This window comes from Kurthia sp. ISK08, assembly GCF_046159805.1.
Classification (GTDB): Bacteria; Bacillota; Bacilli; order Bacillales_A; family Planococcaceae; genus Kurthia; species Kurthia gibsonii.
Genome location: NZ_JBJXHL010000009.1, coordinates 19244 through 35508 on the forward strand (window position 1 = coordinate 19244; position 16265 = coordinate 35508).

General features: G+C 36.7%; 13 protein-coding genes and 2 tRNA genes. 13 read left to right on the plus strand and 2 right to left on the minus strand.

The features are described 5' to 3' along the window. Positions 1-63 precede the first annotated feature (63 nt). The 11 genes from ACKVQX_RS13750 (at position 64) to ACKVQX_RS13800 (ending at position 13569) form a co-directional block, all read left to right on the plus strand. Complete coding sequence (locus tag ACKVQX_RS13750) at positions 64-1191, plus strand: IscS subfamily cysteine desulfurase (protein WP_068456739.1); 1128 nt, start codon at positions 64-66, stop codon at positions 1189-1191. A 184-nt stretch (positions 1192-1375) separates the two neighbouring features. Beyond that, positions 1376-2749, plus strand: a complete 1374-nt coding sequence (glmU, locus tag ACKVQX_RS13755; RefSeq protein ID WP_068456736.1) for a bifunctional UDP-N-acetylglucosamine diphosphorylase/glucosamine-1-phosphate N-acetyltransferase GlmU — start codon at positions 1376-1378, stop codon at positions 2747-2749. Positions 2750-2772: 23 nt separating this feature from the next. Then, positions 2773-3732, plus strand: coding sequence for a ribose-phosphate diphosphokinase (locus tag ACKVQX_RS13760; RefSeq protein WP_068456734.1), 960 nt, complete (start codon positions 2773-2775; stop codon positions 3730-3732). 181 nt (positions 3733-3913) lie between these two features. Continuing rightward, the gene (locus ACKVQX_RS13765) at positions 3914-4552 is read left to right on the plus strand and encodes a 50S ribosomal protein L25/general stress protein Ctc (protein WP_068456731.1); all 639 of its coding nucleotides are present in this window, start codon (positions 3914-3916) and stop codon (positions 4550-4552) included. Between the two features lie 153 nt (positions 4553-4705). Next, on the plus strand, positions 4706-5269 hold the full coding sequence (gene pth, locus ACKVQX_RS13770) for an aminoacyl-tRNA hydrolase (RefSeq protein ID WP_068456728.1): 564 nt from the start codon (positions 4706-4708) through the stop codon (positions 5267-5269). A 73-nt stretch (positions 5270-5342) separates the two neighbouring features. Continuing rightward, positions 5343-8864 carry a transcription-repair coupling factor gene (mfd, locus tag ACKVQX_RS13775; RefSeq protein ID WP_087682573.1) on the plus strand — a complete coding sequence of 1174 codons (3522 nt, stop codon included), beginning with the start codon at positions 5343-5345 and terminating at the stop codon, positions 8862-8864. An 85-nt stretch (positions 8865-8949) separates the two neighbouring features. Beyond that, complete coding sequence (locus ACKVQX_RS13780) at positions 8950-10539, plus strand: polysaccharide biosynthesis protein (RefSeq protein WP_068456722.1); 1590 nt, start codon at positions 8950-8952, stop codon at positions 10537-10539. Positions 10540-10550: 11 nt separating this feature from the next. Then, complete coding sequence (gene mazG / locus ACKVQX_RS13785) at positions 10551-12011, plus strand: nucleoside triphosphate pyrophosphohydrolase (RefSeq protein WP_409136421.1); 1461 nt, start codon at positions 10551-10553, stop codon at positions 12009-12011. After that, positions 12008-12298 (plus strand): RNA-binding S4 domain-containing protein, encoded by a 291-nt coding sequence (locus tag ACKVQX_RS13790; protein ID WP_068456716.1) that lies wholly within the window; start codon positions 12008-12010, stop codon positions 12296-12298. The genes mazG and ACKVQX_RS13790 overlap by 4 nt, the downstream gene beginning before the upstream one ends. 117 nt (positions 12299-12415) lie before the next feature. Next, complete coding sequence (locus ACKVQX_RS13795) at positions 12416-12832, plus strand: septum formation initiator family protein (protein WP_121178100.1); 417 nt, start codon at positions 12416-12418, stop codon at positions 12830-12832. A 293-nt stretch (positions 12833-13125) separates the two neighbouring features. Beyond that, positions 13126-13569: a S1 domain-containing RNA-binding protein gene (locus tag ACKVQX_RS13800; RefSeq protein ID WP_068456711.1), complete on the plus strand. Its 444-nt coding sequence runs from the start codon at positions 13126-13128 to the stop codon at positions 13567-13569. A gap of 230 nt (positions 13570-13799) precedes the next feature. Here the strand turns inward: ACKVQX_RS13800 and ACKVQX_RS13805 are convergent. Then, a tRNA-Glu gene (locus tag ACKVQX_RS13805) sits at positions 13800-13871 on the minus strand. 5 nt (positions 13872-13876) lie between these two features. Continuing rightward, positions 13877-13950 (minus strand) — tRNA-Met (locus tag ACKVQX_RS13810). A 283-nt stretch (positions 13951-14233) separates the two neighbouring features. Between ACKVQX_RS13810 and tilS the strand changes: the two genes are divergently transcribed. Both tilS and hpt read left to right on the plus strand, forming a co-directional pair. Then, positions 14234-15640, plus strand: a complete 1407-nt coding sequence (gene tilS / locus ACKVQX_RS13815) for a tRNA lysidine(34) synthetase TilS (protein WP_068456708.1) — start codon at positions 14234-14236, stop codon at positions 15638-15640. A gap of 28 nt (positions 15641-15668) precedes the next feature. Next, positions 15669-16211 (plus strand): hypoxanthine phosphoribosyltransferase, encoded by a 543-nt coding sequence (gene hpt, locus ACKVQX_RS13820; protein WP_068456705.1) that lies wholly within the window; start codon positions 15669-15671, stop codon positions 16209-16211. The last annotated feature ends 54 nt before the right edge of the window (positions 16212-16265 follow it).

The window sequence follows — 16265 nt, forward strand, 5'->3', positions numbered from 1 at the left end:
GTCACATATATTTACATAAAATATGAAATAAAACAAGTTTTGTTTATAGAAAGAGGTTTTCGTATGGTGTACCTAGATTATGCTGCTACAGCGCCTATGAGCGATGAAGCCATTCGTATGTACGGGGAAGTTGCAACTACTTATTATGGAAATGCGTCTAGTTTACATGAAGCGGGTTGGTATGCGGCACAAATTTTACAACTAACTAGAGAGCAAATTGCTTCAATTTTATCAGTTTCTTCAGATGGTATTTATTTTACAGGTAGTGGTACGGAAGGGAACTTAATCGCAATCCTATCCATTATATTAGGGCAAAAAAAGCGGCAAATTATTACAACTATGGCAGAACACACTTCTGTTCATGCTGCGATGAATACATTGACAAGATGGGGCTATGAAGTCATCAAATTACCTTTAATGCCATGTGGACAAATTAATTTAGAAGAGTTAGAAATGCTGATTACAGAAGATACTGCACTTATTAGTGTGCAACATATCAATGCAGAAATTGGTGTCATTCAGCCAATTGAAGAAATATGTGAAATCGCGAAAAAATATCAAATCCCTGTGCATACAGATTGCGTGCAATCCTTTGGAAAGGTACCTTTACATGAACTTGCGAAAATGGTTGATAGTTTGACCGTTTCGGCGCATAAAATCGGTGGCCCGAAAGGAATGGGGGCAATTTATATTCATCCTAAAAGAATCATTGAACCTTTATTTCCTGGTGTAACACATGAGAAGGGGATGCGTGGTGGTACAGTAGATATTCCATCTGTAGCTGCTTTTTCAGCGGCGATGAATCAGTTATTTACAGAGCAAGATCTTGTAAAGTTAACGCAATTACGACAGTACATGTTAGCAGAACTTCGTACACTACCGATTGAAGTAGTTGAATCGTCAAAAGAGCAATATTCTGGAATTATTGGCATGATGGCGAAAGGGATGGAAGGTCAATTGATGATGTTGGAATTAAGTGAGAGAGGCTTTTATATTTCAACGGGAAGTGCGTGTGATGTAGAGCAAGATGAAGGTACAAAAACAGTTCTTGCAATGGGTTATACACCATCACAAGCGCGTCAGTTTTTCCGTGTATCATTACATCCTAAAAATACATTGGAAGAAATAGAAGAATTCGTAGAAGAAATGGGTAATATTATAAAAAAACATGAATTTTCTATGAACAAGTAAATGTGACTTTTCGAGCAGAATAAAGAGGAACTGTCTAAACAATAGCTTTTATGCGAATAAAAAAGGCAAAGATTTCTAATCATAAGTTGTATGACCTCTTTTTGTCAAGTCATGTACCCTTGAAAAATGCTTACATTTACTATATAGTCATAATAGAAAATCAGCTAAATGGAGGACTTGCGAAATGACAAAAATTTATGCGGTAGTTTTGGCTGCTGGTCAAGGAACGCGTATGAAGTCCAAATTATATAAAGTTCTTCATCCGGTTTGTGGGAAGCCAATGGTTGAGCACGTTGTCGATCATATTCGTGATTTAGACGTAACAAAGATTGTATCAATTGTTGGTCACGGCGCTGAGAAAGTAAAAGAGCAGTTAGGTGACAAAAGTGAGTATGTGTTACAAGAAGAACAACTTGGAACAGCTCATGCAGTTCAGCAAGCTGAAACTTTACTAGGCGACCTAGAAGGCACAACCATCGTTATTTGTGGAGATACACCATTAATCCGCCCTGAAACGATGAAGGCATTACTAGAGCACCACCAGCAACAAGCTGCAAAAGCAACTATCTTAACAGCTGTCGCTGAAAATCCTACAGGTTATGGTCGTATTCTTCGTAATGAAGAAGGACATGTTGAACAGATTGTAGAGCAAAAAGATGCAACAGTTGAACAACAAAAAGTAACCGAAATTAATACAGGCACATATTGTTTCGATAATAAAGCACTATTTGAAACATTAAAACTTGTTAAAAACGATAATGCACAGGGTGAATACTATTTACCAGATGTCATTGAAATTTTAAAACAACAAGGTGAAATCGTATCTGCATATATTTCAGACGATTTCTCTGAAAATTTAGGAGTCAATGATCGTGTAGCACTTTCTCAAGCAGAAGAAATTATGCGTGCGCGTATTAACGAAACACATATGAGAAATGGTGTAACAATCATTAATCCAGCAAATACGTATATCGGTGCAGATGTTACAATTGGTAGCGATACAATTGTTTACCCAGGTACTTTACTTGAAGGTCAAACGGTGATTGGTGAGGATTGCTATATTGGCCCGAACAGCCATATTGTAGATAGCCAAATCGGTCATCGCACAAAAATTGATGCATCTGTTGTGGAAGAAAGTATGATTGGTGAAGATGTCACAGTCGGACCTTATGCACACATTCGTCCAGCTTCAAATGTTTTAAATCGCGCAAAAGTAGGCAACTTTGTTGAGTTGAAGAAAACAACTTTAGGTGAAGGAAGCAAAGCTTCACATTTAACTTACTTAGGTGACGCTGAAATCGGTGCAGACGTTAATATTGGCTGCGGGACGATTACAGTAAATTATGACGGTGTTAATAAATTTAAAACGACAATCGGTGATCGTTCATTCATCGGCTGTAACGCAAATTTAGTAGCGCCTGTAACAATTCATTCAGACACATATGTAGCGGCTGGAACAACAGTTACAAAAGAAGTTCCCCCATTCGCACTTGCCATTGGACGTTCTCGTCAAGAGAACAAAGAGAATTACGTTAACAAATTAAATTCTAATAAATAATTAATATTTAACAGGAGGCCATCATGCCGTATCAATATGCTAACTCAAAATTAAAAATCTTTTCTCTGAATTCTAACGAACCACTTGCAGCTTCGATTGCAAAAGAAATGGGAGTAGAACTTGGTAAAAGTTCTGTAAAACACTTCAGTGATGGAGAAATTCAAATCAGTATTGAGGAAAGTATTCGTGGTTGTGACGTATTCATCGTGCAGTCAACTTCAGCTCCAGTAAACGAAAACTTAATGGAGTTATTAATTATGATCGATGCTGTTAAACGTGCTTCAGCTCGTACAGTAAACGTAGTAATGCCATACTATGGTTATGCTCGTCAAGATCGTAAAGCACGCTCACGTGAACCAATTACGGCTAAATTAGTGGCTAACCTACTAGAAACAGCAGGTGCAACACGCGTTGTACTTCTTGATTTACATGCTCCACAAATTCAAGGTTTCTTCGATATCTTAATTGACCACCTTGTTGGTGTTCCATTAATCTCTGATTACTTCAGCCAAAAAGGTTGGAACCCAGAAGATATCGTAGTAGTATCACCAGACCACGGTGGTGTAACACGTGCACGTAAAATGGCTGAACGCTTAAAAGCGCCAATCGCGATTATCGATAAGCGTCGTCCAAAACCAAACGTTGCAGAAGTTATGAACATCGTTGGTAACGTAGAAGGTAAAATTTGTATCTTAATCGATGATATCATCGATACAGCTGGTACAATTACAATCGGTGCGGATGCATTATTAAAATCAGGTGCAAAAGAAGTATATGCTTCTTGTACACACCCTGTATTATCAGGTCCAGCAATCGAGCGTATCGATAACTCTGTAATTAAAGAGTTAGTAATTACAGATTCAATCCAATTACCAGAAGAAAAGAAAATCGCGAAAATTACACAACTATCAGTTGCAAAATTGTTAGCAGATGCAATCGTTCGCATTTATGAAAACAAATCAGTATCAAAATTATTCGATTAATCATTCGAATGAGAGCAGGTGGGGTTCATCCTCATCTGTTCTTTTTTTATGCAACAAATTATCATGTGAAGCGTCCTAGTACTGTAAGAATGCCAAACGCATTCATTTGCTCCATGTTTATAGCACTTAAAACAGGGTATGTGTATTAGGTGTAACTATGAGACGGAAGGGGAAATGAAACATGCCAGAAACTTTACAAGTAAAGAAAAGACAAGCACATAAGAATTCAGTTTTAAGAGAATTAAGACAGGATGGTTTTGTGCCAGCAGTTGTGTACGGCTATCAAGTAAATACCACTCCAATCGCAGTAAACGAACGAGATCTTGAGAAGAAATTACGTGAAGAAGGCAGAAATGCAGTCTTATCTTTAGAATTAGATGGGAAACACGTAAATGCTGTATTATCAGAAGTTCAAAAAGATCCATTAAAAGACACATTGATTCATTTAGACTTTTTAGCAGTTAATATGAATCGTAAAATTGAGATGGAAGTGCCAATTCTGATTGTTGGTGAATCAGTGGGTGTAAAAGAGGGCGGCTCATTACAACAGCCAAATCGCGAAATTACTTTATTCGTTGAACCTTCAAATATTCCAGAATCAATTGAAGTAGACATTACAGAGCTTGGTATTGGTGATTCACTTGCTGTAGTAGATATTCGTGAACAAGTAGACTTTGATGTCCTACATGAAGACGATTTTGTACTTGCTACAGTTTTACCGCCAGTATCTGACAAAGACTTAGAACCTTCATTAGAAGAAGGAGAAGTAGAAGCAGATAATGGTAAGGAAGCTGAAGATCCATCACCACTAGAAAATTAAATAGATATGAATTAAATAAAAACAAAACGCAACGATTTTAGTAGAGTCGTTGCGTTTTGTTTCTGTTTAAACGTTCGAAGTATTCGTATTTTGTTTAAAAAGATGGGGTATGTTAAAATAACAAGGATTAGTACAGAAAAGGATGTAGTAGATATGAAATTAATCATTGGATTAGGGAATCCAGGTAAGCCATATGAACATACACATCATAACGTAGGTTTTGACACAATTGATGTATTGGCAGACCGCATGGGAATTACATTAAATCAAACGAAATTTAATGGTGTCTATGGTACGGTACATCGTCCAGAGGGTAAAGTCATTTTATTAAAACCATTAACATATATGAATCTATCAGGAGAATGTGTACGACCACTGATGGATTATTTTGATATTGATATAGAAGATATTGTCGTAATATATGATGACCTTGATTTAGAAAAAGGTAAATTACGTTTACGTCAAAAAGGTAGTGCAGGTGGACATAATGGGATTAAGTCGTTAATTCAACATTTAGGAACACAGGAATTTAATCGCATCCGCATTGGCATTAATCGCCCACCACAAGGTATGAAGGTGTCAGATTATGTACTAGCACGTTTTTCAAAAGAAGATCAGCCATTAATGCAAGAGTCCTTTGAAAAAGCAGCCGATGCAAGCATGTATTGGTTAGAGAAGCCATTCGTAGAAGTCATGAATAAATTTAATCAAAAGTAAAAAGAATAGATGCGTGTAGCTTTGGTAAACAACTTACCAAAGCCTTTTTCTATATGAAGAATAGGAGGAAAACATGGAAATCTTACGTCGGTTATTGATGAAAGACATGGAAGTAGCAGCATTAATTGAAGATATAAGAAGAGAACAACCTGCACAACTTGTAACAGGATTATCCGGAAGCGCAAGATCGGCTTTCATCGCTACAATGTATGCAGAAACAAAAAAATCAATCTACATGATTGCACCGAATATGTTGCAAGCACAGTCTTTGTATGAGGACTTATCAAAATTAATTGGTAGTGATGAAGTACATTACTACCCAGCAGATGAGTTTATCGCGGCAGATATGGCTTTAGCAAGTCCCGAATTACGTGCACAGCGTATCGCAACGCTGGATCATATGATTCATGATGTACAAGGCATCTATATTATTCCTGCTGCTGGTATGCGTAAAGTAATGACGCCAAAAGAACAGTGGTCATCACTTCGTTATACATTAAAACTCGGCGATGATTTAGATACACAGGAACTATTGAAGCAATTAGTCATGATGGGCTATACGCGAAATGGTATGGTGACAACTCCCGGCGAGTTCGCTGTTCGAGGTGGAATTATCGATATTTATCCACCATATGATGACCATCCTGTTCGAATTGAGCTGTTTGATACTGAGATTGATTCGATTCGTACGTTCTCAGCAGATGATCAGCGCTCAATTGCGAAATTACAAGAGATGGTGATCTTACCAGCGATGGAGTTTGTATTATCTACAGATGAACGACACGCCCTTGCAGAACGTTTAGAAGCTGGTTTAAGTGAAAGTTTAAAAAAGGTAAAGACAGATGCAGTAAAAACAGCACTTTATGAAAATGTACAAGCAGATATTGCGCTATTACAACAAGGTGAATTACCTGAGTATGTAAATCGCTATGGCTCTTTATTATATGAAAACCCAACTTTTTTAGGTGATTATTTCAAACGAGATGGCATTGTAATTTTTGATGAATTAACACGTATTCAAGAAACAATGGAAGCGTGGGATTCAGAGGAAAAAGAATGGCTGCTTGAGATGATTGAACTCGGTAAGATGTTGCACAGTGTGAAACCATCTTTCAGCTTTAAAGAATTACTTGCGAATATCGAGCAACAAAAAATCTTCTTTGCATTATTTGCGCGTGGATTTAAAGGAATGACGTTTACAACAACACGTAATTTTTCATGTAAACCGATGCAACATTTCCACGGACAGATTGCTCTGTTGAATAGTGAAATTGAACGTTGGGTGTCAAGTGACTTTACAACGCTATTTTTAACAGAGAATGAAGAACGAATCGATGTATTACAAAATCTATTGGCAGACCACGGTGTAGAAGTACAACTCGGTGAACCGAATGGACCGGGTGTCTTCATTATGTCTGGTGCTTTAACTAATGGTTTTGAGATGCCGATTCCGAAATTAGCAATCGTGACAGAAGATGAGCTATTTAAGCAACAAAAGAAACGTAAAGCACGTCCTAAAACGATGACCAATGCGGAACGAATTAAAAGCTATACAGAGATTAAACCAGGGGACTATATTGTCCATGTACATCATGGTATTGGTAAATATATTGGCATTGAAACACTCGAAATTAATGGGAACTATAAAGATTATTTGCATATTCGTTATCGTGCAGACGATAAGTTATATGTGCCAGTCGACCAAATTGACTTAGTTCAAAAATATGTAGGTTCAGAAGATAAAGAACCAAAGCTTCATAAATTAGGCGGAGCAGAGTGGAAAAAGACGAAAACGAAAGTATCAAAAGCAGTTCAAGATATTGCGGATGATTTAATTAAGCTATACGCTGAACGCGAAGCAGCAAAAGGTTTTGCCTTCTCTCCTGATGGCGATGAGATGCATCAATTTGAAGCTGCCTTCCCATATGAGGAAACAGAAGACCAACTACGCACAATTCAAGAAGTGAAAATGGATATGGAGCGTGAACGTCCAATGGATCGCCTTGTTTGTGGAGATGTAGGTTATGGAAAGACAGAAGTAGCCATTCGTGCAGCGCATAAAGCAATTTTAGATGGTAAACAAGTCGCTTTCTTAGTGCCAACAACGATTTTAGCACAGCAACATTATGAAACAATGCTCGACCGATTCCAAGACCTTCCGGTTAATATCGGTTTACTTAGCCGCTTCCGTACACGTAAACAACAAACGGAAACATTAAAAGCCTTGAAAGATGGACAAGTAGACATTTTAATCGGGACACATCGTATTTTATCAAAAGATGTGATTTATAAAGATTTAGGGTTATTAATTGTTGATGAAGAGCAGCGTTTTGGTGTCACACATAAAGAGAAAATTAAGACATTGAAAACAAATATTGACGTGCTAACGTTAACCGCAACACCGATTCCACGTACGCTTCATATGTCGATGGTCGGTGTGCGCGATTTATCGGTTATTGAAACACCTCCTGCAAACCGTTTCCCTGTACAAACGTATGTCATGGAACATAATGGCGCACTTGTACGAGAAGCGATTGAGCGTGAGATGTCGCGTGGTGGACAAGTCTTCTACTTACACAATCGTGTAGAGGATATGGCAAAACAAGTCGATCAAATTCAATCACTCGTACCTGAAGCGCGTGTTGCGTATGCGCATGGGAAGATGACGGAGAATGAATTAGAATCCATCATTTTAGGCTTCTTAGAGGGCGAATTTGATGTATTAGTTACAACAACGATTATTGAGACAGGAATTGATATTCCAAATGTTAATACGCTGATTGTGAACAATGCAGACCGTATGGGATTATCACAACTTTACCAATTACGTGGACGTGTAGGACGTTCTAATCGTGTTGCTTATGCATACTTCATGTATCAACGTGATAAAGTACTGACAGAAGTTGCGGAACAACGTTTACAAGCGGTAAAAGAATTTACGGAGCTTGGTTCTGGTTTTAAAATTGCGATGCGCGATTTATCCATTCGCGGCGCAGGGAATTTACTTGGTGCGCAACAACATGGCTTTATTGATTCAGTTGGTTTCGACTTGTATTCACAAATGCTTGAAGATGCCGTAACTGAAAAACAAACAGGTGAGAAAAAGACCGAAGAAAAAGGGATCGAGATTCTTCTTCCGTATGATGCATATTTACCGGATACGTATATTCCAGATGGTTATCAAAAAATTCAAATGTATAAGCGTATTAAAGCGATTGAAACAGAAGAAGCTTATCACGAAATTTCAGAAGAATTAGTAGACCGTTTTGGTGACTTGCCAATCGAAGTGGATCGCTTAATGCGTATTGCACGTATGAAAGCATGGGGATTAGAAGTTGGCTTAGAGTCCATCAAACTAAAAAATAAAATGTACCGTATTACGCTATCAATGGATGGTACACAACGAATTGATGGTAGTAAGATGGTATCCGATTCAATGGTTTTAGGGCGAGCAGTTGGCTTTACATTGGAAGATGGAAAACTTGTTTTAACAATTGATGAACGAAAGATGTCAAAAGATCAAGATGTCTTTGATTTGGTTGAAGCGGTTGTTCAATTATTGCCAGCTTCACTAAAAGAAGAGAATCCTGCATAATTTTTGTGAAAGGAGGAACTAAAGAAGTAGTTTCTCCTTTTTACATAAGTATTCAAAAAAATGTAGTAATGGAAAGAGGATGCGAATGACAAAAGTAAAAGGCTATGCAAAAGGAGTTGCCCTTTTAACGATGGCAGCACTTTTTGTAAAAGTATTAAGTATGGTCTATCGTGTCCCCTTTCAAAACTTAGTGGGGGACCAAGGATTCTTTATTTATCAACAAGTCTATCCATTTGTGGCTGTTTTCATGACATGGACATCGAGTGGTCTAGCGATTGCTGTTTCGAAGATGATTGCAGATGAACTTGGTCAACCATTGAAAAGGCAACAAGCAATATCGCAATTGTTATATCGCGCGCTATGGGTATTTTCAATTCTTTTATTTATTGGCATGTATAGTGCTTCTGATTTTTTTGCGCGTGCAATGGGTGATGAACAGCTCGGCTTTTTATTGAAAATCGGTTCACTTGTTATTTTTACAGTACCGACATTATCTATGTATAAAGGAAAGTTACAAGCACATGGCAATCTACAAACTGTCGCTGTGATGCAAGTGATTGAACAAGTTGTACGTGTAACTGTTATTTTAGGTGGTACAGCATATGTTATGGCTACTTCACAGTCATTATATACAGCTGGAGCAGTCGCTGTTTTAGGGACAGTTAGTGGCGAATGGATTGGTGTCCTACTTCTAATGTTATATATGAGAAAAAAGCGCCAGTCGATTTATTTACTTAACAAAGAAAATACAGTTGTTCGAAAGCGTGAATTTTTGAAAAAGATGCTCGTTGTGAGTGTCAGTGCGAGTATGAGTAGTCTACTGTTGATTTTCTTTCAAATTGTCGATGCATTTACCGTATTTGATACGCTCGTTCAGTATATTGAACAACCCATTGATGCGATGAAAGAGAAGGGGATTTATGACCGTGGTCAACCACTTGTACAAGTTGGATTAGTGATTGCTACATCATTCTCTATGGCCATTGTACCGATGATTGCAAGCGCGATGAAAAAAAGAAAAGGCGAGCAAATGCGCCAACTCATTCGTGTTACTTTTCAAGCAACACTTCTTTTTGGTGTAGCAGCAACAGTTGGTTTAATGCTCGTTATGCCTTATTTGAATAAAGCTTTATTTGAAACAGCAGATTTATCAGATGTACTGTCGGTCTATGTTATTCAAATTATTATGCTTTCAATGATTATGGCAATTACAGCGATTTTACAAGGTTTAGGGTATCGTAAAGGTCCTACGTACATTTTAGCCATCAGCTTGTTGATCAAAATACTAATTACAAAACCATTTGTACACTATTTTGGAATAGTAGGTGCAGCATGGTCGAGTAATCTAGCTCTAATCGTAGGTGCATGTAGTTTAGTGTATTATTTAAAAAAGAAACAAGATATTCAGTTAGCCAGTCGTCTGTTTTATCAAATCACAGGTTACGCAACAGTTTGTATGGTATTTGTTGTAGGCGGTATTCGCATATTTGATGAGATTTTAGCAATTGATAGTCGTTTATATGCAGCAATTATGATGCTTTTCTTAGTCATCATTGGTGGGAGTATCTTTATTTTATGTATTACACGTTATCGAATTTTTACAGTAAAAGAATGGTTGTTATTACCGCTTGGCAGTAAGATGGCGGCATTACAATTATTTTTAAATCGAAAATAGGTGGGTTAAAAATGAAAGAAATTACAGTTGTAGGTTTAGGTGCAGGTGACTTTGAACAGTTACCGATGGGTGTTTACCGAACATTAAAAAATGCAAAAGAAGTATATATGCGTACATTAGATCATCCTGTTGTCGCGGAATTACAAAAAGAAGGTGTATCATTTATCAGTTTTGATGAAGTGTATGAAAAACATGATGAATTTTTACCCGTATATCAAGAAATCGCTTCTACATTAATTGAAAAAGCTGAAAAGGAACCTGTTCTTTATGCAGTTCCAGGTCATCCACTTGTTGCAGAGATGACGATTCAACTATTAATTGAAGCGGAGAAAAAAGGTGAGATTCAGTTATCGATTGAAGGCGGGCAAAGCTTTTTAGATGCGATGTTTACAACGCTTAAAATTGATCCGATTGACGGTTTCCAAATGGTAGATGGTGCAACGTTCTCAGTTCATCACGTGCATATGCAAAATCATTTATTAATTGCACAAGTGTATGACCAAATTAGCGCCTCACACGTAAAATTAACATTGATGGAGAAGTATCCAGATGACTATGAAGTAACGATTGTAACAGCAGCAGGTTCAAAAGAGGAAGTCATTAAAACGGTACCGTTATATGAATTAGATCACGTTGCGGAAATTAATAATTTAACAACTGTCTATGTTCCACCTGTTCAAGATGCAAAAGAGGCATTAAAGGAGTTTTCAACATTACGTGAAATCATTGCCACACTTCGTAGTCCAGAAGGTTGCGAATGGGACCGTGCGCAAACACATGAAAGTTTAACACGTTATTTACTTGAAGAAGCACATGAAGCAATCCAGGCAGTAAATGAACAAGATGATGACCATATGATTGAGGAATTTGGCGATTTGTTAATGCTTGTTTTAATGAATGCACAAATTGGAGAAGATGAAGGCTATTTCAACTTAGAAGATATTATCCAAGCGATTAACGAAAAAATGATTCGTCGTCATCCGCATGTTTTCGGTGATGTACACGTTGAAAGCGTTGCGGAAATTAATGCGAATTGGGAAAAAATTAAAAAAGAAGAACACCAGAACCATGAAGATGAACCTGTACTAAAAGGTGAGTATCGTGCAGCTTCATCGTTACAAACTTCATATAATTATCAAAAAAAAGCAGCAAAATTAGGGTTTGAATGGGGTACAACTGAAGCATTCCGGGGTAAAGTGGAAGAAGAGTTGGCTGAATTAAAAGAAGCAATTGAAAAAGGAACAAAAGAAGAGCAAATCGAAGAATTCGGCGATGTACTAACGACTCTTGTGAATGTAGCACGCCACTATAAGATTTCTGCTGAAGAAGCGATGGTATTAGCAAATGCAAAATTTGCAAAACGTTTCGGTTATGTAGAGCAACAAGTAAAAGGTAGTTGGGAAGACTATTCAGTAGAGGCACTATTACAATTTTGGAGAGAAGCCAAAGAAAAAGAAGGAGAATCATTATGAGATTAGATAAATTTTTGAAACTCTCACGTTTAATCAAACGTCGTACATTAGCAAAAGAGGTAGCTGATCAAGGGCGTATTGAAATCAACGGGAAAGTGGTAAAAGCAGCGAGTAAAGTAAAAGTGGGCGATGAATTAGCGATTCGCTTCGGTCAAAAAATTGTAACAGTACGAGTAGAGTTATTAAAAGATGTTGTGCGTAAAGAAGAAGCAAGTACAATGTACACAATTTTAAAAGAAGAAAGACTGGAAAAAATCGAGCCACAATTCATTGACGATGAAGAATAGGTAGAAAAAAGAACTATTTTTTGTTAATTTATTGCAAAAATGTGGTTTGACAATACAATATTTGTCGATTTTCCTTTATAATGAACAAATAGATTGGTCAAAAAAGGAGGAGAGATTGTGTCTGAAAGAAAGCGTAATACAGTAAGTCGTATTCATACAGAATTTGCAAAACAAGAAGAGCTTCGTGAAAAAAGACTACATAATAAAAAAGTTTCGCTGTATCGAAATCTCGCTATTATGGGTACAGTTTTCTTCTTAATTATGGGTACATTAGTATTTACAATTATAAATCAGCATCAAGTATTGAAAAAAGAACAACAAGAACAAGTAGCATTAAAAAAAGAAAAGTTAGAACAAAAGCAATATAAGAAAGAATTAGATGCGCAACTCGTAAAATTAGATGATGATGATTACATCGCTAAGATTGTACGAAAAGACTTATTTTTATCTAAAAAAGGTGAGAAAATATTCCATTTACCAGAAGACTCAGAAGACGACGAAGGAATAGATCTTACGGAAAATGAAAAGAAGTAGTGTTGTTGACACGTGTTTTTTCATCGTTATAATAAGAGTAAGTCATAAGCAAGTTTAAAGTCATTGGAACTTTAAATATGTTCATCTGACGCGTCTTATTGTAAAATAAGAATAAGCAATACAGATGAATGAGCGATTGCGTATCATTCCCGTCGGACTACGGCTGAATTACTTGCAGTGGATATTCATAGAGTGTATATGGGTAGAACAATGAAGTATTGAAGAAAAGTACCAAACAATATGGTTATTGACTAGAGATAGTCGCTTAAATTCTAAGGAGGAGCATTTTTTTTATGGCAATTGAAGTAGGCAGCAAAGTGCAAGGTAAAGTAACAGGTATTACAAATTTTGGAGCATTCGTTGAATTACCAGATAACTCAACAGGTCTTGTGCATATTAGTGAAGTTGCTGATAACTATGTAAAAGATATTAACGATCATTTAAAAGTTGGAGAAATGGTTGAAGTTAAGGTAATGAATGTGGAAGCTGATGGTAAAATTGGACTTTCAATTCGTAAAGCAAAACCTCAAGCAGAACGTCCAGAGCGTCCAGAACGCCCGCAACGTCCTCGTCATAACAATAATCGTGGTGGCGGAAATCGTGGCGAGAGTCGTCAACCGCAAGAGAACTTCGAACAAAAAATGGCACGTTTCTTAAAAGACAGTGAAGACCGTCTAACAACATTAAAGCGTGCAACTGAATCAAAACGCGGTGGCCGTGGAGCAAAAAGAGGTTAATTTGCAAACTCTTTGGTCATAGAAAAAGTGTTTGAATAGATCTTAAAAGGTGAGAGAATTCTTGGTTAAGAATTCTCTCACCTTTTTATAGTTATCGAAAATAGCCATTTTTAAAAAGATTGTTTATAATAATTGTAATAAATTCCTTATATAGCATGATTCAATTAGTTTATTATTATCGTAAAAAAACAAAAAAAGAAACTTTCCTAATTGGAAAGCTTCTTTTAATATGACCCCTACGGGATTCGAACCCGTGTTACCGCCGTGAAAGGGCGGTGTCTTAACCGCTTGACCAAGGGGCCGATTATGGCGACCGAGGGGATCGAACCCCCGACCTTTCGGGTATGAACCGAACGCTCTAGCCAGCTGAGCTAGGTCGCCGTTAGTTGCTGTCTTTTTGACAACATAGATTATATTACAAGAGGATTGCGATACCGTCAACCCATTTTTGAAAAAAAAATAATACTTTGCAAAAGTATTTGTTTTTCCACGATATTTATAGCATTTTTTAGAAAAAATTGGGGTATTAAATAAGGAATGAAAAATAATACCATCTTATTTGGTATTGATTTATAAAATATTTGATAAGGAGGGGGATTTCAACACTTTATTCTATTACTTCTACCTCTGTAAAATGCTATGATAAAGCTAAGAGGTGAAAGAGATGGTCAAATTTGAGCAGGAAGTGAATGAATATATTCAAACTCATGCGTTGATTCAATCTGGAGATCGCATTTTAGTTGCATGTTCAGGTGGAATTGATTCGATTGTCCTTTTACACTTTCTACACACTTATCAAAAACATTATGCAATTGATTTAGCAGCTGTACATGTAAACCATATGTTACGCGGTGAAGCGTCGTATGAAGATCGACAGTTTGTAGAAGATTTTTGTAAGGAAAGAGAAATCCCTGTTTTCTCTACAGATATTCCAATTTCTGAAATTTTGAAAAGAGAGAATGGTAATTTACAAGACACTTGTAGAAGAGAACGGTATCACTATTTTGAACAAGTGATGAAGCAACATCATTATAATAAATTAGCTGTGGCACACCATGCTGATGACCAAATGGAGACGGTATTAATGGCTCTTATAAAAGGAGCTCATATCCAAGGGGTTCTAGGTATGTCTGCTGAGAAATCTTGGTGCTCATTTAAAATTATTCGCCCTTTTCTAAGTGTAACAAGAGAACAACTCGTCGCGTATTTAAATAGTCAATCTTTAATGTATAGAGAAGATGCAAGTAATGCAAAAGACGATTATTTACGAAATCGTATACGCCACCATGTCGTTCCTTTTATGAAGAAAGAGAATCCACAAGTTGCAGCAGCTTTTCAGTATTTTACCGAAAAAGAGCAAGCAGAAGATGTTTATTTAAACGAGCAAGCAGAAAGTGTTTTAAAACAGTGTGAAATACAAAAAAGTGATGATGAGATTTATCTGCGTATACTTCCGTTTCAAAAGCAGTCACTTGCTTTACAAAGAAGAGCCATTCTACTACTATTAAAATATCTTTACAAAGATACAATCGTTGCGCAAAGCCATGCACTTTGGACAGCTATTTTAGAGCTTATTCAAAAAACAGATGGACATAACGAAATTTCACTGCCTTTAGGAGGAAGAGCGATTCGCACATATGATGTTTTGGTTTTAACAAAACGTCCACAAGTACAGCAAGTCGTCCAACCACTTCAGCTGCAATTAGGTGAATGGGTCACCTTAATAAATGGTTGTAAAATAGGAGTGTTCCAAAAAAGTTCAGCGCCACAAGTAAGTAAATACGTTAAAAGTTACATACTGTCTACACAACAACTTCCTTTAACCATTCGAACAAAAGAAGTTGGTGATCGTATGTACTTACCAGGTGTGAATGGTTCTAAAAAGGTATCACGCATTTTAATTGATGCGAAAATACCGCAGTCAAAAAGAAGTACATGGCCTATTCTTGTGGATGCAAAGAATCAAATTTTAGCGATTCTAGATTTACGAGTGAGTCGTCTTTTACAAGACGATATGCGTTCAATAGATGATGGTGTAGTATTAATGATAGATACCGCTCCAAAGCAGTAATCTATTTATATTTAAGGAGGATACAAATATGCTTCAAAAGGACATCGAAGAAGTATTAATTTCTGAAGAACAATTACAAGAAAAAATGAAAGAACTTGGTGCACAGTTAACAGCTGATTATCAAGACAAATTCCCATTATTAGTGGGTGTTTTAAAAGGTGCTATGCCTTTTATGGCAGATTTAATGAAGCGTATTGATGCATACATCGAAATTGATTTCATGGATGTAACAAGCTATGGTAACGCAACGGTATCTTCAGGTGAAGTAAAAATCGTAAAAGATTTGAATACAAGTGTTGAAGGTCGCGATATTATCATCATTGAAGATATCATCGATTCAGGTTTAACACTAAGCTATCTAGTAGATTTATTTAAATATCGTAAAGCAAAATCAATTAAAATCGTAACATTATTAGATAAGCCATCAGGACGTAAAGTGAAGCTAGAAGCAGACTATGTAGGCTTCGACGTACCAGATGCGTTCGTTGTTGGTTATGGTTTAGACTACGCAGAAAAATATCGTAACTTACCATATATTGGCGTGCTGAAAAAATCAGTTTATTCATTTTAAAATAATGTGACAAATTTCACTTGAAATTTGTTTAAAACAAAGCTTTTAAATTGT

Coding starts and splice junctions, on each gene's coding strand:
- ACKVQX_RS13750 (WP_068456739.1), top strand. CDS start 64: ATGGTGTACCTAGATTATGCTGCTACAGCGCCTATGAGCGATGAAGCC.
- glmU (WP_068456736.1), top strand. CDS start 1,376: ATGACAAAAATTTATGCGGTAGTTTTGGCTGCTGGTCAAGGAACGCGT.
- ACKVQX_RS13760 (WP_068456734.1), top strand. CDS start 2,773: ATGCCGTATCAATATGCTAACTCAAAATTAAAAATCTTTTCTCTGAAT.
- ACKVQX_RS13765 (WP_068456731.1), top strand. CDS start 3,914: ATGCCAGAAACTTTACAAGTAAAGAAAAGACAAGCACATAAGAATTCA.
- pth (WP_068456728.1), top strand. CDS start 4,706: ATGAAATTAATCATTGGATTAGGGAATCCAGGTAAGCCATATGAACAT.
- mfd (WP_087682573.1), top strand. CDS start 5,343: ATGGAAATCTTACGTCGGTTATTGATGAAAGACATGGAAGTAGCAGCA.
- ACKVQX_RS13780 (WP_068456722.1), top strand. CDS start 8,950: ATGACAAAAGTAAAAGGCTATGCAAAAGGAGTTGCCCTTTTAACGATG.
- mazG (WP_409136421.1), top strand. CDS start 10,551: ATGAAAGAAATTACAGTTGTAGGTTTAGGTGCAGGTGACTTTGAACAG.
- ACKVQX_RS13790 (WP_068456716.1), top strand. CDS start 12,008: ATGAGATTAGATAAATTTTTGAAACTCTCACGTTTAATCAAACGTCGT.
- ACKVQX_RS13800 (WP_068456711.1), top strand. CDS start 13,126: ATGGCAATTGAAGTAGGCAGCAAAGTGCAAGGTAAAGTAACAGGTATT.
- tilS (WP_068456708.1), top strand. CDS start 14,234: ATGGTCAAATTTGAGCAGGAAGTGAATGAATATATTCAAACTCATGCG.
- hpt (WP_068456705.1), top strand. CDS start 15,669: ATGCTTCAAAAGGACATCGAAGAAGTATTAATTTCTGAAGAACAATTA.